This is a genomic window from Gemmiger formicilis (assembly GCF_900167555.1).
Lineage (GTDB): Bacteria > Bacillota > Clostridia > Oscillospirales > Ruminococcaceae > Gemmiger > Gemmiger formicilis.
Map to the genome: position 1 here is coordinate 198786 of NZ_FUYF01000002.1, position 19497 is coordinate 218282.

The 19497-nt window shown below is 57.1% G+C and carries 11 protein-coding genes; 3 read left to right on the forward strand and 8 right to left on the reverse strand.

What is annotated here, in order from left to right:
• Positions 1–12 precede the first annotated feature (12 nt).
• From B5D32_RS02520 to B5D32_RS02555, 8 genes are all read right to left on the reverse strand, one after another.
• Complete coding sequence (locus B5D32_RS02520) at positions 13–1029, reverse strand: LacI family DNA-binding transcriptional regulator (protein ID WP_078783518.1); 1017 nt, start codon at positions 1027–1029, stop codon at positions 13–15.
• A 95-nt stretch (positions 1030–1124) separates the two neighbouring features.
• Entirely contained in the window at positions 1125–4235 is a 3111-nt protein-coding gene (locus B5D32_RS02525; protein ID WP_159446965.1) for a transglutaminase domain-containing protein, read from the reverse strand.
• Positions 4225–5184, reverse strand: coding sequence for an AAA family ATPase (locus tag B5D32_RS02530; protein WP_078783520.1), 960 nt, complete (start codon positions 5182–5184; stop codon positions 4225–4227). Before B5D32_RS02530 ends, B5D32_RS02525 begins: the two co-directional genes overlap by 11 nt.
• 3 nt (positions 5185–5187) lie before the next feature.
• Positions 5188–6189 (reverse strand): class C sortase, encoded by a 1002-nt coding sequence (locus B5D32_RS02535; protein ID WP_078783521.1) that lies wholly within the window; start codon positions 6187–6189, stop codon positions 5188–5190.
• On the reverse strand, positions 6189–7067 hold the full coding sequence (locus B5D32_RS02540; RefSeq protein WP_078783522.1) for a class C sortase: 879 nt from the start codon (positions 7065–7067) through the stop codon (positions 6189–6191). Before B5D32_RS02540 ends, B5D32_RS02535 begins: the two co-directional genes overlap by 1 nt.
• A gap of 124 nt (positions 7068–7191) precedes the next feature.
• Complete coding sequence (locus B5D32_RS02545) at positions 7192–9342, reverse strand: SpaH/EbpB family LPXTG-anchored major pilin (protein ID WP_078783523.1); 2151 nt, start codon at positions 9340–9342, stop codon at positions 7192–7194.
• Positions 9343–9400: 58 nt separating this feature from the next.
• A complete protein-coding gene (locus B5D32_RS02550) occupies positions 9401–14965 on the reverse strand; it encodes a SpaA isopeptide-forming pilin-related protein (protein ID WP_159446966.1) in 5565 nt (1854 codons plus the stop codon).
• 794 nt (positions 14966–15759) lie between these two features.
• A complete protein-coding gene (locus B5D32_RS02555; RefSeq protein WP_143402653.1) occupies positions 15760–15993 on the reverse strand; it encodes a DUF6514 family protein in 234 nt (77 codons plus the stop codon).
• A gap of 231 nt (positions 15994–16224) precedes the next feature.
• Between B5D32_RS02555 and B5D32_RS02560 the strand changes: the two genes are divergently transcribed.
• From B5D32_RS02560 to B5D32_RS02570, 3 genes are all read left to right on the forward strand, one after another.
• The gene (locus B5D32_RS02560; protein ID WP_078783526.1) at positions 16225–16830 is read left to right on the forward strand and encodes a helix-turn-helix domain-containing protein; all 606 of its coding nucleotides are present in this window, start codon (positions 16225–16227) and stop codon (positions 16828–16830) included.
• 53 nt (positions 16831–16883) lie between these two features.
• Positions 16884–18023: an FtsW/RodA/SpoVE family cell cycle protein gene (locus B5D32_RS02565; RefSeq protein WP_078783527.1), complete on the forward strand. Its 1140-nt coding sequence runs from the start codon at positions 16884–16886 to the stop codon at positions 18021–18023.
• A 139-nt stretch (positions 18024–18162) separates the two neighbouring features.
• Complete coding sequence (locus tag B5D32_RS02570) at positions 18163–19479, forward strand: hypothetical protein (RefSeq protein WP_078783528.1); 1317 nt, start codon at positions 18163–18165, stop codon at positions 19477–19479.
• Positions 19480–19497: the final 18 nt, after the last annotated feature.

Below are 19497 nucleotides of genomic sequence, written 5' to 3' on the forward strand. Positions count from 1 at the left end.
TGCGCTCGGATTTCACGTCTGCGTCGATTCCCGCAGGCTTACCTGGTAACCCAACTCCATGCGGGCTTCAACAGGCTGCCCCTGCAAGGCGCACAGCAGCTGCTGCGTTGCTTTTAAGCCAAGGATATCCGCATTAAACTGCACGGCGGTGATGGGCGGCACGGTATTGACCAGATTCTCATTATCATACAGCGACGCCAGCCGGATATCCTGCGGCACGCGCAGGTTCAGCTGCTTGAGCATATTCAGCGTCAGCTGTGCCAGCCGTTCGTCCATGCACAGGATGCAATCCGCCCCGCGCTCTACAGCCTGCTGCACAGCCTCCATGCGCAAATCGTCGCTTTCCAGCTCCAAAAACAGCAGGCTTTCGTCAATTTTTTGCCCCATCTTGACATAAGCCTGCCGGAAGCCCTCCAATCGGGATTGGTTGACGGTGTACAGCATACTGCCGCCCAGCAGCGCGATATGCTTCATGCCCTTCATCAGCAGCAGACTGGTCATCTCACGGCAGCCGCCCACCTGGTCATGGTCAACGGAAAGTACCTGATCGTCCTCCGGCTGACCGATGGCGACAAACGGCACCTTGCGCGCCTTCAGCAGCGGGATCAAGGGGTCACGCTCCAGTGTGCGGGTCAAGATCAGACCATCGATTTTGCGGTTATCCAGCAGTCGTTCCACAGGGCGGGTTTCGTTTTCGCCCACCAGCGTCAGCAGGACATCGTAGTCGGAATCCCCGGCAACCTGATAGACAGAGCGCATCACCTTGCGCAAAAAGGGCAGCTCAAAGTCGGAAAATTGCGTGGAAATCACCAGCGAAATATTGTAGGAGCAGCGCTTCACCAGCCCGCGCGCCATCATACTGGGGGTATAGTTATGCTCTTTTACATAGTCCAGCACGCGTTGGCGGGTTGTTGCGCTGATGCGCCCGTTGCCGGATATGGCACGGGACACGGTTGTCTTGGATACGCCAAGCGCCTGCGCGATTTGCGTGATATCGATCGGCTTGTCGTTCTTCGGCAAAGGTGACATGGTTTCTCATCTCCGATATGTATTTATCATTATCATAATCGTTTTTTGCCGAATCGTCAATTATTTCTTGCGTAAAGCTTCCCCTTGCACAGCCCTCACACCGTTCGTCTGCACAGTTTTTTGCGTAATTTACGGCACAGGGCGCGTACCTCCTGCGCGGTTTCGGCGGTGCATGGATCGGGCGCAAACTGTGCCGCCTGTACGGCATCCAGCAGGTGCTGCACGGTTTCGCGGTCCGTCTGCGGGCAATGCGTTTGCAGAAATTCCGCAAATGCCGCTTCGTCAGAGGACACCTCCGCCGCCAGCCCGCAGCGCCGCATCTTGCGATGGAGCGCACAAAATTCTGCCTGTACGGTCTGCAAAGGTGTGCGCCTTGCACGGCGCAGAAGTGCCAAGGCCAAGACGAGCAGCAGCAAAACCGTAGGCAGCACCCACAAAAGCGGGACGCTTTGCGGCGTTTCGGTAGGGGAGTCGGCCTCCTGCCGCGCGGGCAGAGGTGTATCACTGTCTGCGGCATTTTGCCCTGCCTGTGCGGCATCGGCGGCAAGCTCGCCCTCGGTCAGTTCGGCTGTCATACCGGGGGTGACCTCCAGCGGCGTCCAGCCCTGCCCGGAAAGGTAAATCTCTGCCCAGGCGTGGGCGTTGTCGTCCTGCAAAACAGCACGGCAGCTGCCGTCGCCCGCAGCGGTAAACAGACTTTGCGGTGCGGCGTAGCCTACCACATATCGGGCGGGCAGCCCCACCATGCGGCACAGCAGCACCGCTGCCGAGGCAAACTGTGTGCTGCTGCCCGTGTGGCTCTCGCTCAGGAAATACAGCAGCGGGTCGGTGTCGTCGGGTGTCTCGGCGTCCGCGCTGTAACGGCAGTGCTCGTTCAGCCAGCTGCGCACCAGTGCGCGTCGGCCATCGATGTCATCATCCCTGAGTTTGCGCTCCTTCACCAGCGCAGCCAGTTCCTTGTCTATGGCATCGTACCCGGCACCGTCGGGCACATCCAGGCAGCGCGCACGAACATACGCGGCGTAGGCGCTTTCCAGACGGTCCAGCACCCCCGCGTCATCATCGTCACGGGCCGCCAGCAGTTCCTTTGCCTGTTTGCGCGGAAAATAGTAGAACATATCGTCCTGCACGGTCTGCCCCGCTATGGCTCCGTCGCCGTCCGGCGTGTAGTAGTCGTTAAAATATGCGTTGTACGGCGCAAACGTGTAGGCATCGTTTGCATGCAGACGCTGTACGGTCATTTGCCGCGGCTGTGCGCCGCTGTATGCCGCGCGCAAAAACGGCAGGTTCGCAATGGCAAGCCGCCCGTCGCCGTCGGTTTTCCAGTTTGCTGCGGCACTGTCGAAGGCAGCGGCATTCCCTGCCTGCCAGCTTGTGCCGTCATAGTCCACGCCGATAAACCCGCGCAGGTAGACGGTCTCCTCCGGCTTGGCGTCGGTCGTGACCATTATATCCTCCAGCCCCGTCAGCGCCAGGCCGTCGCCCCGTGTCAGGCTGCCGTCCTCCACGCCGCCCGCAGCAGCGCTGACATGGAAATTCAGTGCCCCGCCGCTGATTTTCGGCAGCCACTCGATCGCCGCGCTCAGCCCGGCCGCGCAGATTTTGTCGGTCACAGGCTGCAGCGCGTTCAAGGGCAGCATCAGCACGGGGCGCAGTGCCAGGGCAGGCAAAAACAGCACCGCGCAAATGGCAGCCATGCCGACACCGGCCAGCCTTTGGTTTATGCGGTGGGTCTGCAGGTTGGCGGCATAGACAGCGGAACCCTTGCCGCGCCACAGCCGTTTGCGCACCAGCGACCGCGCCGCCGCACAGCTTCCCAACCAGCCCGGCAAAAGCAGCAGCCAGCCCAAAACGGCACGGCCCGTCCCCGCCAACAGCGTGAACACCACGATCGGCAGAAGCACCGCCCCCAGCAACAGCGCGTCGGTGTGGCGGGCTGTCAGCGCGGCCAAAAACATTGTAAACGGCACTGCCGTCAGCAGCGCAAACAGGCCCATCTGCGCCGAAACCGGCGAGGCGGACAACACAAAATTTGCGTTGAAGCGTGTATCCAGGCACAGCCTGACGGCATCCGCGCACTGTGCCGCACCGGCCAAAAACGGCTGCTGCACGGCAAACAGCAGCACCAGATACCCCACGGCCAGCGCCAGCGCCACGCCGTAACGGCCCGCCTTGGAAAGCGGGACGCGGTGCAGTGCCGGCCACGCCGCACACAGTGCCGCCACGCCAAGCCACACCCAAATCGGCAATGCCAGTGCAAACGCACCGTTCAGTGCCGTCAGCAAGCCCAAGGCCAGCAGTTCCGAAATCAGCAGATCCGCCGCCGTTTCCGCCATGGGGTGGGCAGCGGCCTTGGTGCGGGGCAGCAGCACACGGTCCACAAATACCAGCCCCGTAGCGGGGTCGGTGTCCTTGCGGCGGGTCAATCTGCGCAGCCGCTTTACGGCGGCCTGCCCAAAGTGCAACAACTGCTGCGGCGCGTCGGCCCCCTCAGCCAAAACGCTGCCCGCAGGGTCAGCGCGGTAGGTTGCGCCCAACGGCTCGCGCACGGTCAACTCGCCCACGCGGGCGGTCAGTTTCCAGTGGATCAGCTTCGGTGAATCGCCTGCACGGTAGGGGCGCAGATCATAAACGCCGTCGGTCAAATCGCAGCCCGCCGCAGTCACTTTTTCGGCGCAGTTCTGCGGTTTTGTGCCTGCGCCGTCGTCCTCGCCCTCGGCGGGGGGCAGCACACACAGTTCTCTGCTTTGGGGCGGCACGGCGCAGTGCGCGGCAAACAGCCCCAACGGGTCGCGCACGGTGGCTTCCCGCACACGGAACCGCCACAGACTGCTTTTTGCTGCGCGCAGGGTCACGCGCAAATCGGCACACTGATGCGGGGCCAGCATCGCACCGCAGGGCAGTTCAATGGCCGTTCCGCTTTCGGCGTCCACAGCCTGCAAAACGACACGCAGCTCCGGCACGGGCCGCCGCCCGTTGTTGTGCAGTTTCACCAGTACGGCAAAATCCTCGTCGGGGTGCACGGGGCGGGCAGGCAGCTGCAGCGTTACCGTCACATCCCTGCGCAGTGTGCGGACATACCACGCCAAAAAGCCGACCAGCAGCACCGCCAGTGACACCAAAAAGACCGCAAACGACGTGCGGCTGACCGCTGCCGCGGCAAACAGCACGGCCAGCAGCAGCGCGCAGCCCACCTTACCTGCCATGGAACGGTTTCTCCGGGCGGGGGCGCGGCACGGTGTGCAGAACATCGTCAAGGATATTCTGCACTGTATCGCCGCCGGTGCGGGCCTGTTCGGTCAGGCACAGACGGTGGCGGGCCGCATCGGCAAAAATCGCGGTAATATCCTGCGGGGCCACATAATTGCGCCCGCTCAGAAAAGCCGCCGCGCGCGCCATACCGGCCACTGCCAGCGACGCACGGGGCGAAAGCCCCAGCATCAGGCGGCTGTCCTGCCGCGTCGCACGGGAGAGTTCCACGATATACCGTCTGATTTCATCGCTCATATATACTGCGTCTACCTGCTGCTGCATAGCCAGCAGGTCGTTTTTGTCCATCACCGGCTGCACACGGTCCAGCAGGGCGCGGCGTGGCTGGCGGGACAAAATCTCCATTTCCGCCTCCGCATCGGGGTAACCCATGACCACGCAGACCATAAAGCGGTCCAGCTGGGATTCCGGCAGCATCTGCGTACCCACCGAGCCGACGGGGTTTTCCGTTGCAAAAACGGTAAACGGCTGCGGCAGAACGCGCGTCACGCCGTCCACCGTGACGGCGCTTTCCTCCATGACTTCCAGCAAGGCGGACTGGGTGCGGGCGCTGGTACGGTTGATTTCATCGGCCAAAAACAGGTTGCACATCACCGCGCCGGGGTGGTACACAAATTTGCCGGTTTCCTTTTGGTACAGTGAGAACCCCACAATGTCGGACGGCAGAACGTCGGGGGTAAACTGCACGCGGTTTTGGGTCAGGTCCATAGCGCGGGCAAACGCCTGTGCCAGCGTAGTTTTGCCCACGCCGGGGATATCCTCAATCAGCACATGGCCGCGGGCCAGTATCGCCATCATGATTTTCAGCACGACTTCCGGCTTGCCCAGCACCGCCTTGCTTACCTCGGCTGTAACGGCCAGCGCCTTTTCGTTGATATTCTGCATGGGTCAATCCTTTCTATGCCTGCGCCAAATCAGCATACAGCCGATCACGGCGGCAATCAGCAGGCATCCCGCCCACAGGGCGTTGTTTTCCAGCCAAATCATCCAGTTGGAGTACGCGCCGCCCGCGTTTTCGCCGCCGCCCTCGTGGGGCAGGGGAGTGATACTTTCGGGGGTGACTTCCTCCAGCGCGGAGGTTCCGTCGGCCTCCACCGTCACTTGGCGCGGTGCGGCGTCCCAGGTTTCGTCACACTCGGCCAGGTCTGCCGCATGGGTGGCGGCCTCTGCGTCGGGGTCGCGCTCGGCTATCACCAGGTAGCGCTGGGTGTTTTGGGTGTAGGGGTGGCAGGTCGTCAGGGTAAGCAGGTCGCGGCCGGGCTGTATCAGCACGGCGTTTATGTCGTCCGGCTGTATAATTTTCAGCTCGCACACGCGGTAAACCAGCGTGTCCCACGGCGTTGTCAGGGTAATTTTGTCGCCGATTTGTATCTGCTGCACGTTGCGCAGCATTTCCGCGCCGTAATAGCCGCGGTGGGCGGCAATGACGGTGTTGGTGTTTTCGCCGCCCAGCGGCATGGAGGTCTGCCCCAGCAGCGCGCCGCCGCGGGCCATGTTGGCCGCGTTGGCCCCCAGATAAACAGGCAGTTCCAAGTCCAGACGCGGTATCCACAGCGCGGCGATAACGTCGTCGGGCAAGCCGTAGCCCGTCAGGTCAAAGGCGGGGGTCTCGTAGGCAAAGGGGTCTTTCAGGCCGCTTTGGCCTTGGGCAAAAAGCTGTTGGTTGTAGGCCAGAAACGCGTCGTACAGTTCGGGGTAGGCGCGCGCGGGTTCGGCGGCGGAGGTTTCGGGCGCGGCGGGGGCGGCAGCTTCGGCGGCCTGCACAAATTTTTGCACGGTTTTTGTGCTTTTCTGCTCCGTCAGATATCGGCTGACCGTGGGCTGCAGCATCAGCCCTACGCCCAGCAAAATTGCCAGCCATGCAAAAATTTGCAGAAACAGGCGTTTCATCAGTCTTCCTCCTCGCGCTTTTTGCAGCGGTGCAACAGCAGCAGCAACAGCAGCGCCTCACCGCCGATAACCACACTGCCCGTCACGCTGATCCACGGCCAGGCGTCCACAATGCGCTTTACCACGTTGCCGGTATTCAGCTGTTGGTACTGCACGGTCTGCGGCGTGTCGGGCTGCTCGTCCTCTCCGTTATACGGCACACGGGCGCCGCGCACAAGCATACGGTGGGTGTTGATGGCATAGGGTGTGCAGGTGACCAGCGTGCAGTAGTCCCCGCCGGGGATAATTTCCAGATCCTCGGTGTTTTCCGGCTCCACGACCTTGACCTGGTCTACCTGATACGCCAGCACCTCGTCCATGATGTGGAGGTAAAAACGGTCGCCCTCGCCCAGCTTGTCCAGGTCGGTAAACAGCACGGCCTCGGCCAGACCGCGGTGCCCCGTCAGCACACTGTGGGTGCCCGCGCCGCCCAGCGGATAGCTGGAGCCTTCCAGATGTCCGACGCCCTTTACCAGCACATCGTCGCTTGTGCCCTCATAAATGGGCAGGTTTACGTCAATTTTGGGTATGGTAATGTAGCCAAGGCTCTCGCCCACGTCCAGCATGTCCACATAGCTTGTGCCGATGTCGGCACCCTCGCCCGCCGCGTCGCGGTCGATGGCATTGTTCAGCTGTTGGTTGTAGCGGCGCGCAGCCTCCTTGGCGGCGTCGATTTTCTCGGCGTCCATCGACTGCACGTTGTCGTTGTAGCTTTCAATGACCGAGCTTGCGTGGCGCTGTGCCACCGCGTTGCTGACAACGGGGTACATGGCCACGCCGATGCCGGAGACGATCATCAGCGCAGCAAAGCCAAGTTTTAATTTGACGGTGGTTTCCATTGCAAAGAGCCTTTCTGTAAATGGGTGACGCACTGCCACAACCGCCCATAGGGGAAGAACTGTTTCCGGCCCTTCCCCTATGGATTACCCGTTTATTTTGCTGTGGGTGTTTGGATGGTGCGCATTACGCACGGTTGGATTTCTTTTTCAGGCTGAACAGAACGCCGACGCCCGCCAGAACCAGCAGCACACCGATACCGCTGAACAGCAGCGTACCGAAACCGCCGGTGACAGGCAGCGTAAAGCCCGCACGGTTGATGATTTTAATCTCTTCGCCGGGGGTCACAGTCTCGCCGTCTCTCTTGTAGGTCGGGGTCTTTATTGTACGCTTGGTCAGGTTGCCATTTTTATCACACGTTGTCTTGGTTTCCCATGCTTCAGAATAGGTAAGGTTCAGTTTGGCATCCACAGGCTTAGACAGCAGGTTGTAGCCGTTCACGGTCTTGGTCTCGACCAGTTTATAGGTGCCGGAGGGCAGACCCTTTGCGGAGGCGTAGCCGTCCTTGCCGTCATCGCCCGTTGTAAGGGTCTTGACCTTGATCCATTTTTCAGTTGCGCCAGAATCGTTCAAGCCCAGTTTTTGGGCATCGGTGTCATTGATAGCGGTGTATGGATTGCCGCAGAAGAGATATTCATTCTTGTCATTCGTCTTTTCCGTATCCACCTTCTTGTACAGGTCAAAGGTGACGCCTTTAAGATCCTTTTCGCCCTCGGTACCGCCCTTGCCGGTCTTGTGGATGTTTAGGGCAAAGGTGTAAACAACGCCCTTATCCGTGATTTCGTAGGGCTTGTTGCCGTCAGTTCCTTCATCGATTTCGGTGTTGGTTGTGCGGGAATAGACGATTTGGGCAGTGTTCACGTTGCCATCACCGGCAACAACTGCACCACTCTGAACGGTAGCGGTATAAGTAATAGTAATTTCACCGCCGGCAACGGCAGCCAAAGTACTCGGCGTAAAGTCAACCGTCATAACGGAGTTATTTTTATCTGGAGTAACGGTAACGGAGGATGCAGCGATTTCATTCACTGCTGTACCCGCGCTATTCTTGCCGCTGATTTTTACGCTTTCCTGTTTCTGAAGTAACTGGCTTGCAACCGTGGTATCGGTAACCTTGAAGGTTTTCAGGCTGGCGACGTTTTCAGGGACTTTGATAGTCAGGGTATACTGCACGTCATCGCCAACACCGTAATCGGCTTCATGTGTATCTGCGGTGCCGTCGCGCTTGGTGACGGTCTTTTTAATATCGGGCTTGTAGTTCGTGACGGTCAAAGTAGTGCCGGTAGTGTCAATGGTAAAGCTTGCGTCACTCACTTTATTCGTATCGGTAATGGCAGGGTCAGTTGCCGCCACAGCCTTGCCATTTTTGTCAATGTCAAAGTAGAATTTGCCTGTGGTGTTCAGGATATAGCCCTTGTCATTATTTGCGGTATAACCTGTTTCTTGCAGATAGTAGCGGCCTTTGGTAAGGTCTTTCAAAGCGATTTCGCCGTTAGCATCAGTTACCAAGGGATCGGCAGTTTGTACCGGAGTATATTCATCTTTTGTGTCACTCTTCCTGTACAGGGTAAATTGGACGTCTGCCAGCTTTGTTGTTTTATCTCCCTGTTTGCCTAGCTTGACAAGTTTTACCGTGCCCTTGGCAATGCTGTTTTTGGGGTAGACAGTCACATCATACAGCCATTGCTTTTGGTTTTGACTGGCCTCACCCTCTGCCGTGTCGCCAATGCGGGTCATAGGAATCGAAACCAGGAACGGCTCCGCGGGTACGGTAACAGCCTGCGGGGCTTGGGTTTCAATCACAAGGTACATACCGACATCGAGTTCGGTGAATTGGGCCACGCCTTGCGCATTTGTAAACACTTGTTCCCTATAAGGAGTCTTATACTTCTCTTTTAGCCCTGCTGCCGTCTTATCTTTAGTATAGTCAGTAAAGTAGTCCTCAACTTCTACCTGCTTGTCAGTTGGGTTATCATTATAGTAGTCAAGCAACTGCTGTGTATTCATGACCTGATAGAGGGTAAAGCCTGTATCCTTCAATGCAGTACCCGGTGCCGTCATCGTTTCGCCATCACCGGCGGTGCCTGATACGGTACCATCCAGTGCGCGCTTATAGATGGTGATAGAGCCTTTCTGGCCTATGTCAATCGTGCTTGTGCTTGTCTTAGGCGTCGTCCCCGTCGTCGTCGTGCCCTCAACCGCCATTGCGGGCATGGCGCAAAGGCTCAGGGCCAGGGCGGCGCTGAGGATTGCGGTAAATAAACGTTTCAGTTTCATCTTGTTGCATACCTCTTTCTTTCTATGTTGTTTTGTGTAGAGGGCTTTTTTAGGGGGTTCAGGAATGTTTGCCCCCTTTCTTATTGTATCGGAACACCAGCACCAGCAGCACAGCCACCAGTGCGGGCAAACCTATCAGCAGCCACAGGCTGGGTGCGTCCGCGCCCGTGTGCGGCAGGGTAAAGCCCTTGCGGTTGTAAATGGTCAGGGCAATGTTGCACACGCCGTCGGCATCTGTGGTTTTCGCGCCAAACGCCGCGCCATCGCGTAGGCATTGCCCGTCCGCTTTCAGCGTAAACTCGATGGCTTCGCTCAGCAGGGTGTAGCCATCGGCGGTCTTGGTCTCGGTCAGGCGGTAGTTGCCGGGGGACAGGGACGTAAAGCTGCATTTGCCTTGGCTTTCGCCATCGCTGCCCGTCATGCACGTTTTGGGTGCTTCAGCCGTGCCGTCAGCCTTCAGCTTTTCCAGCTTGAATTCCACACCGCCCAGCAGGGGAGTGGTTGTACCGTCTATGCCCATTTTGGTAAGGTTCAGGGCAAATTCCGGGTCGGTGCGCTTGTTGGTCAGGGTGATTTTGCCATCGGTAAGGTCGGTCTGCGATGCGGTGTAGGTGTATGCGCCAATCGTAACCGTACCGTCTGCCTTATACTTGCCGTCTTTGCTTGCGCACTCCGCTACGCGGTACACATAGGGGGTGTTGCCGTCGTTGACATCCGTCTTGTCCAGACGTTCAAACGTGTGCGTCCACGTTTTGGACATATAGTCGTATTTTAGCTCGACAGCGTCCATAGACGGCACGTCTTGCCACGCGCCGGTTGTGTCATTCACATGGCGGCGCTCCAGCTTGACCCAAATCGCATCCGGCAGGTTATCGGTCAGCGGCTTGTCGTCTGCATCCTGCCACTGCTTTTCCACCTCAATATCCATCAATTGGTGTGCCGTGTTGGTAAAGGTGGCGGTGACTTGTTCTGCTTCGCTGGTAACCGTGCCGCGCACACCGTTGTCCACATCGTACTTTGCGTCAGTGGCGTCGCAGATTACGCTTTTCAGGCTGCTGCCATCGGCGGGCGTTTCAACTACCTGGAAGCGTGTGCCAATGGGGATGCCGGTAATTTCCCAGCTTTCGTCAACTGGAATGGTATTGGTCATTGGTTCTACGCCGCCCAAGCCGATACCGCCAACGTTGCTGAAGGTGACGGTAAATTTGTAGCTTTTGCCTGTCAAATCGCTTCCATCGTTCGCCTGTTCCTTTTTAATTACCAGCGTACCGACCTTGACGGTGTTAATGAACTTGACCTTCAATTTGGGGAATTCTTCTTCCGGCGCGGCGTAACTGCGGAACACCAGCGTCTTTGCGTCTTTGGGCTTGTTGCCGTCGTAGCTGTTGTCTGTTGGTGGGTTATCCGCCTTTTCGGTTCGGTTATCCTCCGGCTTTGTGCTGTTGCCTTGCAGCGGGAGGGGGGATGCGGCGTTTACAGACGAACTTTCCCCCGCTGTGTTGACCAACGTCCCGTTCTCGTACACTTCCCAGCGGGTGTCGTACAAGGCGGTGTTTTCCGTCTCTTGCAGCGAGATATAACTGCCACGGCGGAACTGGTCCGTAAAGGTCACGGTTTCGCCGTCTTGCAAATCAAACGTGCCATCGGTGTCCACCGCCTGCGTGCCGCTGCTCGCTACGCTGGACGTAAATATCGCGCCGCTGGCGGGCTTCAAGGTATTGTTTTCCACCGAGCCATAGTCCGGGATATCCTCTTGCTCTACCGAGAAGCCCACCATGTGTTTTACCACGGGCTTGGCGGTAAAAACAAAATTGCGGAAGTAAACCGTGCGCTCGTAGTCATCGCCAATGCGGATTTTTTTGATGTTTTTCAGGTCAAAGCCATCGTCCTGTGGCATTTTGCTCAGCTGCAACTTGACCGTGACCCATTGGTTGTTTTGCATCACAACGCTGCCGCTGAGCATGGTGTTCAGATAGGACTTTTGGCCGTTAGTCAAATCGCAGCCCATCTGGTTGTCCTTGTCGTCCTCCAAGGTCAGATACAGGTAGTTGGTGGACAGAACGCCGTCACCCGTGTTGCCCACGGCGTAAACGTCAAAGGACAGATAGTCGCGTTTTTCGATGTTGAGCGATTTTTCCAGCGTCATAGTGCCGTAGCGCAGGTCGCGGTGTTGGCTGCCTTTATCATACCCTTGGGCGTACCATTTTACGGTTTGACCATGGTATGTTCCGCTTTTGTCGGGCGGATTATCGTCCTTTTCCATGGTTGTTTTGTCAGTATTGCTGCTGCTGGCGGTGAAATTGCTGCCGACTTCCACGGGTTTGGGGGTGCCGTTGTCAGCAATTGGTTTTGCGCCGTAATGCGTAGCCAAGTTTTGCAGGGTAAAGGTAAAGAGCTTTTGATCTTTAAATAAATCTTTGAACGCGTCGTTTACCTTGTCGACATTGACCTCCTTTTCAACCTGCAATTCGTTGCTGTCGGGGAAGTTGAACGCCACCGCCATGTTGGAGTCCCACATACCGCGCTCCATATAAAACATGGTCAGGGTGTGGGTGGTGAGGTCTTTGTCTAATGGGATGGCTTTGCTTGTCGTCTTGGTGAACGTGATAGGGGTCTGGTTGAAGTAGACGGTTTTGTTTTTGGCATCAGTCGTGTAGACCATGGGGTCTTTTGTGTCGGTGTTCTTGTTGGAACTGACGTAGGGGGTTACGGTGTTGTCCTTGCCAAATTCCAGCAAACCGGACGCTTTGCCGTGCGCACCGCCGACATCCAGAACCAACTTGCCGTCAATGTAGACCCACACGTCATCGTCACCGGAGAAGAAGAACTTGATGGGGACTTTGGTGTTGGAATCATTACCTGCAACGACCTGACCGTCGTCTGTAAGCGTAAAGTCAAATTGCAGCTTGGCGCCAAAGCCGTAGTTGTATTGGGACGCCCCGACTGTGGAAACTGTTTGGTTAAACGGGAAAAAGCCGTGTGATGCATTAATGTTTTTTGAGTTGGCGTGCGTGGTGGGTTTGCCCTCATCATCTATGGGGGATTCCAGATAATACTTGCCGTCGCCCTTATCCTGCTTCAGATACAGCGAGGCTTTGCTGCTGTCGTAGTACCAATATTCGGCGTATTGTTCTGGGTCGTTTGGGTTGGTACTGCTCTTAAAAACGGCGTCCTTTGTGAACGGGAAGGAAACATCCTTATACACCTTGCCCAGCACGGTGTTAAAGCTGTTTTTGCCTTGCAAGAATGCTTCATCAAAGTGCGGGTCAACCAGCGCATTTGTTGTGATGGAATCCTTGGCTCTTAACAGCGGCAGACCGTTTGCCGAACCGTCAGAAGTCTTGCTTTCTACAAGACCTTGGAAGGTGCGGGAGTAATCACCACTCTGTTGCCCCCCCTTATCGTCATAGGTGGAGTTGTTTACCGCCATAAAGGTGTTGTATAATGCCTTTTGGTCTGGATCGCCGTCTGGTTTGCCCCAGCCATACAGCTTCATACCACCGGCAACACCCGCGAAAGACGCCCCTCCAGTCGGTTCGAAATGCCCGGTGTAAAGCGGGTATTTTACATTGTCGCTTTTCGTGTAAGCACTGCTGAGGGCGCGGTCAAACTGCTCAAAAGTGACAAACCTGCGTTGGGAACTTCCGTCAATGTTCGGGGCGCTGTCACGGTTCAAGCCGTTCAGCTCGTAGTCGGTGTAGTAATCGTACAGGGTGCTGGTGATATACTTTGTACCCTTCTGTTGGGTAAAAATGCCGCTGTTATCAATGTCCACAACGGTCGAGTTTTTGCCGCTTTCGGCATCGTGGAGGGAGTCTTTCTCGCCCCAGTAGCCGTCGCGGACAACGGTGCCTTGCGAGTAAGCCGAAGGGTCGCCATCGTCGGCAAAGAAGCAGGGTTCCGTTAGTGTCGGGGGAAGCTCCGCCGTGGTGTACACCTTGGTTTTGTTGTCTTGTGCAGTGGCGTCTTGGTTATCCGTTGCGGAGAATTGCACTGCGGTGTAAGTTTTTCCGTCAGGAATTGTGTAAGACCACAGCTGGCGGTCGGTGGCGGGGTCGGGAGTGGCGGGGTCGGCTTTTACCAACGTCATCTCCTGCGAGGTAACAATGCTCGCTGAATCCGTCAGGAAGCAGTACATTTTCTTGTTACTGCCCGGCATAGGCTGTTGCTGTAAACCCTCGCCCTCGTAACCGTAAGAGGACAGCGTGGCATCAAAGTAAATGGTTTTGCCCTTGGCAAGCAAATCGTTGCCCGCACTTTGCCAAGAGGATGCGGAATCATTGTAGACAAAGCAATTGGCTTTTGTTAAGTCGAACGTTGGTACGTTGTCGTAGGGGTCTGTGCTGAAATTATACAGGTCGCTTTCGCCGTTGCCGTCCCAAGTGAACTGTACAAACTGCGACTGATTGTCCGGGATCAGGATTTTCTGCGCGTAAAACTTGCCCGCTTCCACCGTGCCGATTGGCAGGCTGGTGGTTTTTACCGTGCCATTGGTTCCATCTTGTTTATAAAATACTGCGGTTACGTTGTTAAGGTCGGTGCTGCTTGCATTTTGGAAGTAAAGCGGCGTGTCCTTGTAATAGTACTCCACGCGCGTCCATTGGGAGGGGTTGTAGGGTTGATTTTGGTTGAAATGTGTGCTCAGCTGATCATTGTTAGTAATGCCTACACTGACAAGCTTTTTGCCGGCAAGCAAATCAATCGCTGTCAGCTTGTCAGTATTGCTAACATTGTCATTGCCAAAGGCGTTGATTTCTTCTTTCCAACTATTGCCTTCCATATACTGGAAGATGATTCGATAAAACCCGCCCGCTGGATAGTCCGCCGAATTCAGCGTAACGCTGAAGATTTTGTGTTGTTTCCCATCTTGGTCGGTTACTGTCTCTCCGGTATCCGCCATGACCTTGTCTATGTAGGCGTTCGTTTTGCTATCGGTGCACGCATGGAAATGAATGGTGCATTTTCCGCCAAGTTTGGAATCGTATCGGCCGTCATCCTCAAAATAAATGGTTGCCGTTGCCGGGATAAAGCCCTGCGATGCGCCCGTGTCCGCTATCGTATCAGGTGTGTTCGCGTCATCGTTGTCAGGCAAATCATCCGCAGGCATAGTATCTTCTTCGTTGGGGTTGTCCCCGTCAGCAAAAAGAACATCTTGCTCTGTGTTGGTTTTTGCCGCCGTGGTTTCCTGCGCGTTGACGGCGGTGGCCTTGTCGGCCGTGGCGTCCTTGTCGGCGGCAGGGGCGTTGTCGGTGGCAGGGGCGGTGTCCGTGTCGGCGGCGGGAGTCTGATTTTCTGCCGCTTCCTGGGTTTTGCCGTCATTGTTCGGAACCGCTGCTGTATTGTTTACCGTGTTTCCCGCTTCTGTTCCCGGCTCGTTCGCAGTGGGCGGGGTATCTCCTTCATCCGGAATCGTTTCCAAGTCGGATACAATAGGTTCTTGCGCAGGCTCTACACCCTCGCTTGACGTGTTTGCGGCAGGAATGGTCGGAATCGTTTCCGAACCTGCGTCAAAAAATAAAGCCTCATCCTCAGCTGCATAAACCGGCAGAGCCATACCGATCAGCAGGCACAGGGCGACAAGCAGTGCCGCCGCACGGTGCAGGATAGAAAATGCTTTCGTCATTTGCTTCGACTCCTTTTCTATATGTGTGTTCTCATGTGTGTTCTCACGATATATCGGGGGAACGTGCGCCATTCGGCGCGATTTTATGCGCTGCGCACATCTGGCCCGGAAACGGACTTTTTCCACAAGCGGAGCTGTATTTACAGTCTTTTTTGAGAATATAATCCGATGTGCAAACATTGCGCTTACGTCGGGAAAAGTAAGACACGGTATGTTTGTGTGTGCCTTTTTATTTATAAGGAACAGTATAATACTTTGGAATGAAAATTTCAATACGGCTACATTCAAGCAAGTGATTTTTTGGCAGATTGCAAAATTTTGACTTGTCGAATTCGTCACAATGACAAGCGCTTTCGGCAACTATTATACACACCGCCAAGCATTTGTTGAAATTTTGCTGATGCTTTTGCGCAACTGTTGCGCAAAAATCGCCACAAAAAAGCGTAAACACAACACAAATTCAACGGGAATGTCCGTGAATTTGGTCGTGTGTGTGCCCGTTTGCCTGTGAAAAAACTTACCCGGAAAAGGCGTTGCTGCGCCAAGTTGGCGGGCAACCAATGGTCGCCCCTACATATTCAATAGGCCACGAATGTGATTTTTTGACACGCCGGAGTATGAGCAGGAGCTGACAAGCAAGTTACGGTGGCCGCATAAAAAGGCGCACGGCAAACACACCCGGGCAAGGACTGCGCTTGCCGGGAACAGCATGTGAGAGGTGTCCCTTGCGCTATAGGACACCCGGCAAAAGGGCGCACCTCGCCCCTGGTCGGAGCCTTTGGGGGCGGAAGGCTTTACCCGCTGATAGCATCCTCGACCACGTCCAGCAGGTGGCAGGGGTCGAGCTGGGCGGCGGTGCAGCGGCGTGCGAGGGCCTCGACGAAGGCGCGATCCAACGATACGTCGGAGATAAACTGTACGACCTGCTGGCAGCCGCGGAGGTCCCGCGCGGCCAGAATGCCGTAGGTAGTGTAGGGCCCGAGCTCGGGCGCGGAGAGCTTTTGACAGACAACGCGATAGGTATACACGATTTTCACCCACTCCTGCTATGCTACATAACAAAATATATTGACAAAAAATGGTAACTAGAGTAAAATTGTGGTAGTGTTAGTGTACTTATAGATGCCGCCCTTCACAATATAGCATATCCCGGTGTGCAAAGTACACAACCAGTGCCGGAAATTTTGGCGGCGCATTTTGCACCGCCGCTTTGCTGTTTTTCCGGCGGTGAATCGCGTTTTGAGGGGAGAGAAGATGTTATGTCCGCATATCGATGCCGTGTGGCAGAAGCAATGACCGCTGCGAGGGAGGCAGCGGGTGTTTCACAGCGGGAACTGGCAGACCGCCTGGGCCGGGATAAGCGCACGATCCAGAAATGGGAAAAGGGCGAGATGAAAATCGCGCTTGAGGATTTTCTGGCCGTCTTTGATGCGCTAAAAGTGCAGGTGGAGCCGTACTCCAAATGGATTCGGCACCCAGAGCTTTTCCCCAATGGTCTGTCGGACATCCTGCAATACTCCACCGATAAAAAGCGCGCGGCACTGGGGGATTTCTACTGCCGCCAGGCGTCGCCCATGGAGGTCGAGCAGGAATATTACTTTCTGTTTGCTGACCACGGCAGCGACTACCACGGCATGTACCAGCAGTGGATGGCCAACCTGCTGACACCGCTGCGGGATCGCCGCCGCATCTGTGCCCAGGTTATTGAGAATTATAACGAGGCCCTTGCCACCGGGACCATCACCGACCCGGACGCGCCCCAGCCCAACATGGAGGTCCTGCAGGCCTGCTATGAGGCCAGCGCCCAGAGCATCCAGAACGGCGCCAACGGCTACACGATGCTGAGCCTTGATTTGAACCGCTGACAAAAGCATAAACCCGCCGCCCCCTGCGTACACTCTGCGCAGGGGGCTTTGTTATGGCTGCACTTGTACAAAGGATTCGGGCGCGGGCGGCATCGCTGCCGACATTCGACATACCGTTTCTGCTGATCTTGCTGCTGTTGTTGAGCTACGGGCTCATCATGCTGTTCTCCGCGGGGTACGCGGTGGCGCTCTACCGCCGCGGCGACGCCTACACCTACATCCGCCCGCAGCTGCTGTTTGCGGCGCTGGGCGTGCTGGCTATGTACGCGGCCAGCCTGGTGGACTACCACGTCTGGCACAGGCTGGCCTGGCCGATGCTGGGGATCTCGCTGCTTTTGCTTGCCATCGTGCTTTTCATGCCGGAGTACAACGGCTGCAAGCGGTGGATCGTGCTGCCGGGGCTGGGCACGCTGCAACCCAGTGAAATCGCAAAATTCTCGATTGTGCTGGTGTTCTCGCATATCATCTCACTGAATCATGACAAGATGAAGTCGTTTTCCACAGGCGTTGTGCCGTTCGCGTTGATTCTGGGGGTCGTCACGGTGCTCATGCTGCTGGAGCCGCACCTGTCCGGCACGCTGCTGATCCTGTCCATCGGCGCGGTGCTGATGTTTGTGGGCGGCACGGGGCTGCACTGGTTCGGGCTGGCCGGGGGGCTGGGCGCGGCGGCCATTGCGGCGGCGGTCATTGCGCTGCCGGAGCTGGTGCCCTACGCCACGGACCGGCTCGCGTCGTGGCGCGACCCCTTTGCCGACCCGCTGGGCGAAGGTCACCAGACGATCCAGAGCCTCTACGCCATCGCGTCGGGCGGGCTGGCCGGGCTGGGGCTGGGCAACAGCCGACAGAAATATCTGTACGTGCCGGAGCCGCAGAACGACTTTATTTTTTCGATTTTGTGTGAGGAGCTTGGTTTTATCGGGGCGGCGCTGGTCGTGGCGCTGTTTTTGCTGCTGCTCTTGCGCGGCATGTCGATTGCGGTGCGTGCGCGGGATAAGTTCGGCGCACTGCTCGTCGTCGGGTTCGTCGTGCAGGTCACGCTGCAGGCAATTCTGAACATGGCCGTTGTGACGAACACGATCCCGAACACCGGCATCAGCCTGCCGTTTTTCTCGTCGGGCGGCACCAGCTTATTGATGCTGCTGGGGGAGATGGGCATCGTGCTGTCGGTGTCCAGGCAGACGGATATGGTGTAGGGAACATTCCCTTGGCCCCTCGCAGAGGGAGGCAAGGACGTCCCAATATTTGTTCAACCTTTTTTCACACTCCCACCGTTGCAACGGCGGGAGTTTTGTTTTATAATTAAACTGTATTTTTGTGTGAAAGGGGTGCCGCATGGCAAAACCAAAAAACCAAAAACCACCCTTTGCCCTGCGGGCGCTGGCGGCGTTCGCCGTGACGCTGGCGGCGCTTTTCGTGCTGCTGCTGGCGGCCTACGCCCTGCCCGGGGAGCCGGTGCGGGACCATGTCTACGACTCAGCGGTGAAAATCGCCGGTGAGGGGCTGTACCCGGAATATCTGAACTTCAAGCTGTTCCAGATGGACAACTACACCGACACGATCATGCTGACCGAGGCCGCGTCCGCCGACGAGGCCCCGCCGCTGACCGCCATGATGACGAATACGGCCTACAACGTCGATAACTTTGAGACGCTGGCCGACGACCTGCAATGGTACATAGAAAGGGACTGGGCCGCGGGCGCACAGCGCACCGACGCGCCCGCGCTTGTGCCGTTCTCCTACGCGCGGTACTGGCACGGCTACCTGATCTGGCTGCGCCCGCTGCTGCTGGTCACCGACATCACCGGCGTGCGCGTGGTGCAGTATCTGGTGCTGGCGGCGCTGTTTGCCGCGGTGGCGGTACTGCTGCGCCGCCGCTGCGGGCTGCGGGCCGCGGTGTGGTTCGCGGTCAGTCAGCTGCTGGTCACGGCGTTCTGGGCACCGCATCAGGTACAGTTTTTCACCTGCTTTGCCGTTGCCTACGCGGGCTGCGTCTGGGTGCTGGCCAAGCCCCGCCGCAGCGATGATGTCTGCCTGGCACTGCTGGTTCTTGGTGTTGTGACGTCGTTCTGTGACCTGCTCGTCACGCCGGTGCTGACCCTTGGCCTGCCGCTTGTCTGCTGGCTGCTTGAGCCGCAGCAGCGCCTGCGGGCCGGCACAAGGCAGTGCGGCATCGTTGTGGGCGGCAGCCTGACGTGGGGCGTCGGCTACCTGCTCTGCTGGGCATCCAAGTGGGTGCTGGCCGGGCTTGTCACCGGGCAGAACGTCATTGCCGACGCGCTGCATCAGGTGGGCGTGCGCACTGCCGCTGACAGCTGGCACGGTATGGAATTGACCTGGGGTAATATTTTACATTTTGTATACATAACACTGGCGGGCAAACACCTGTTCTGGCCGCTGGTGCTGGCTGTCGTTCTGCTTCTGGCGCTGTTTGCGGCCAGCATCCGGGACAGGCAGCAGCTCGCACGCGCACTGCCGCTGGGGCTCTGCGCGCTGATGACCCCGGCGTGGTTCATCGTGCTGCGCACCCACAGCATCCAGCACGGCTGGTTCACCTGGCGTGCACTGGGACTGACCGTCTTTGCAGGGCTGGCGTTTTTGTATTATTGCTGTGATGTGCGGCAAATCGCCAAACGTTTAAAACGCACGTAATACGTGTAGGAGCAGCCA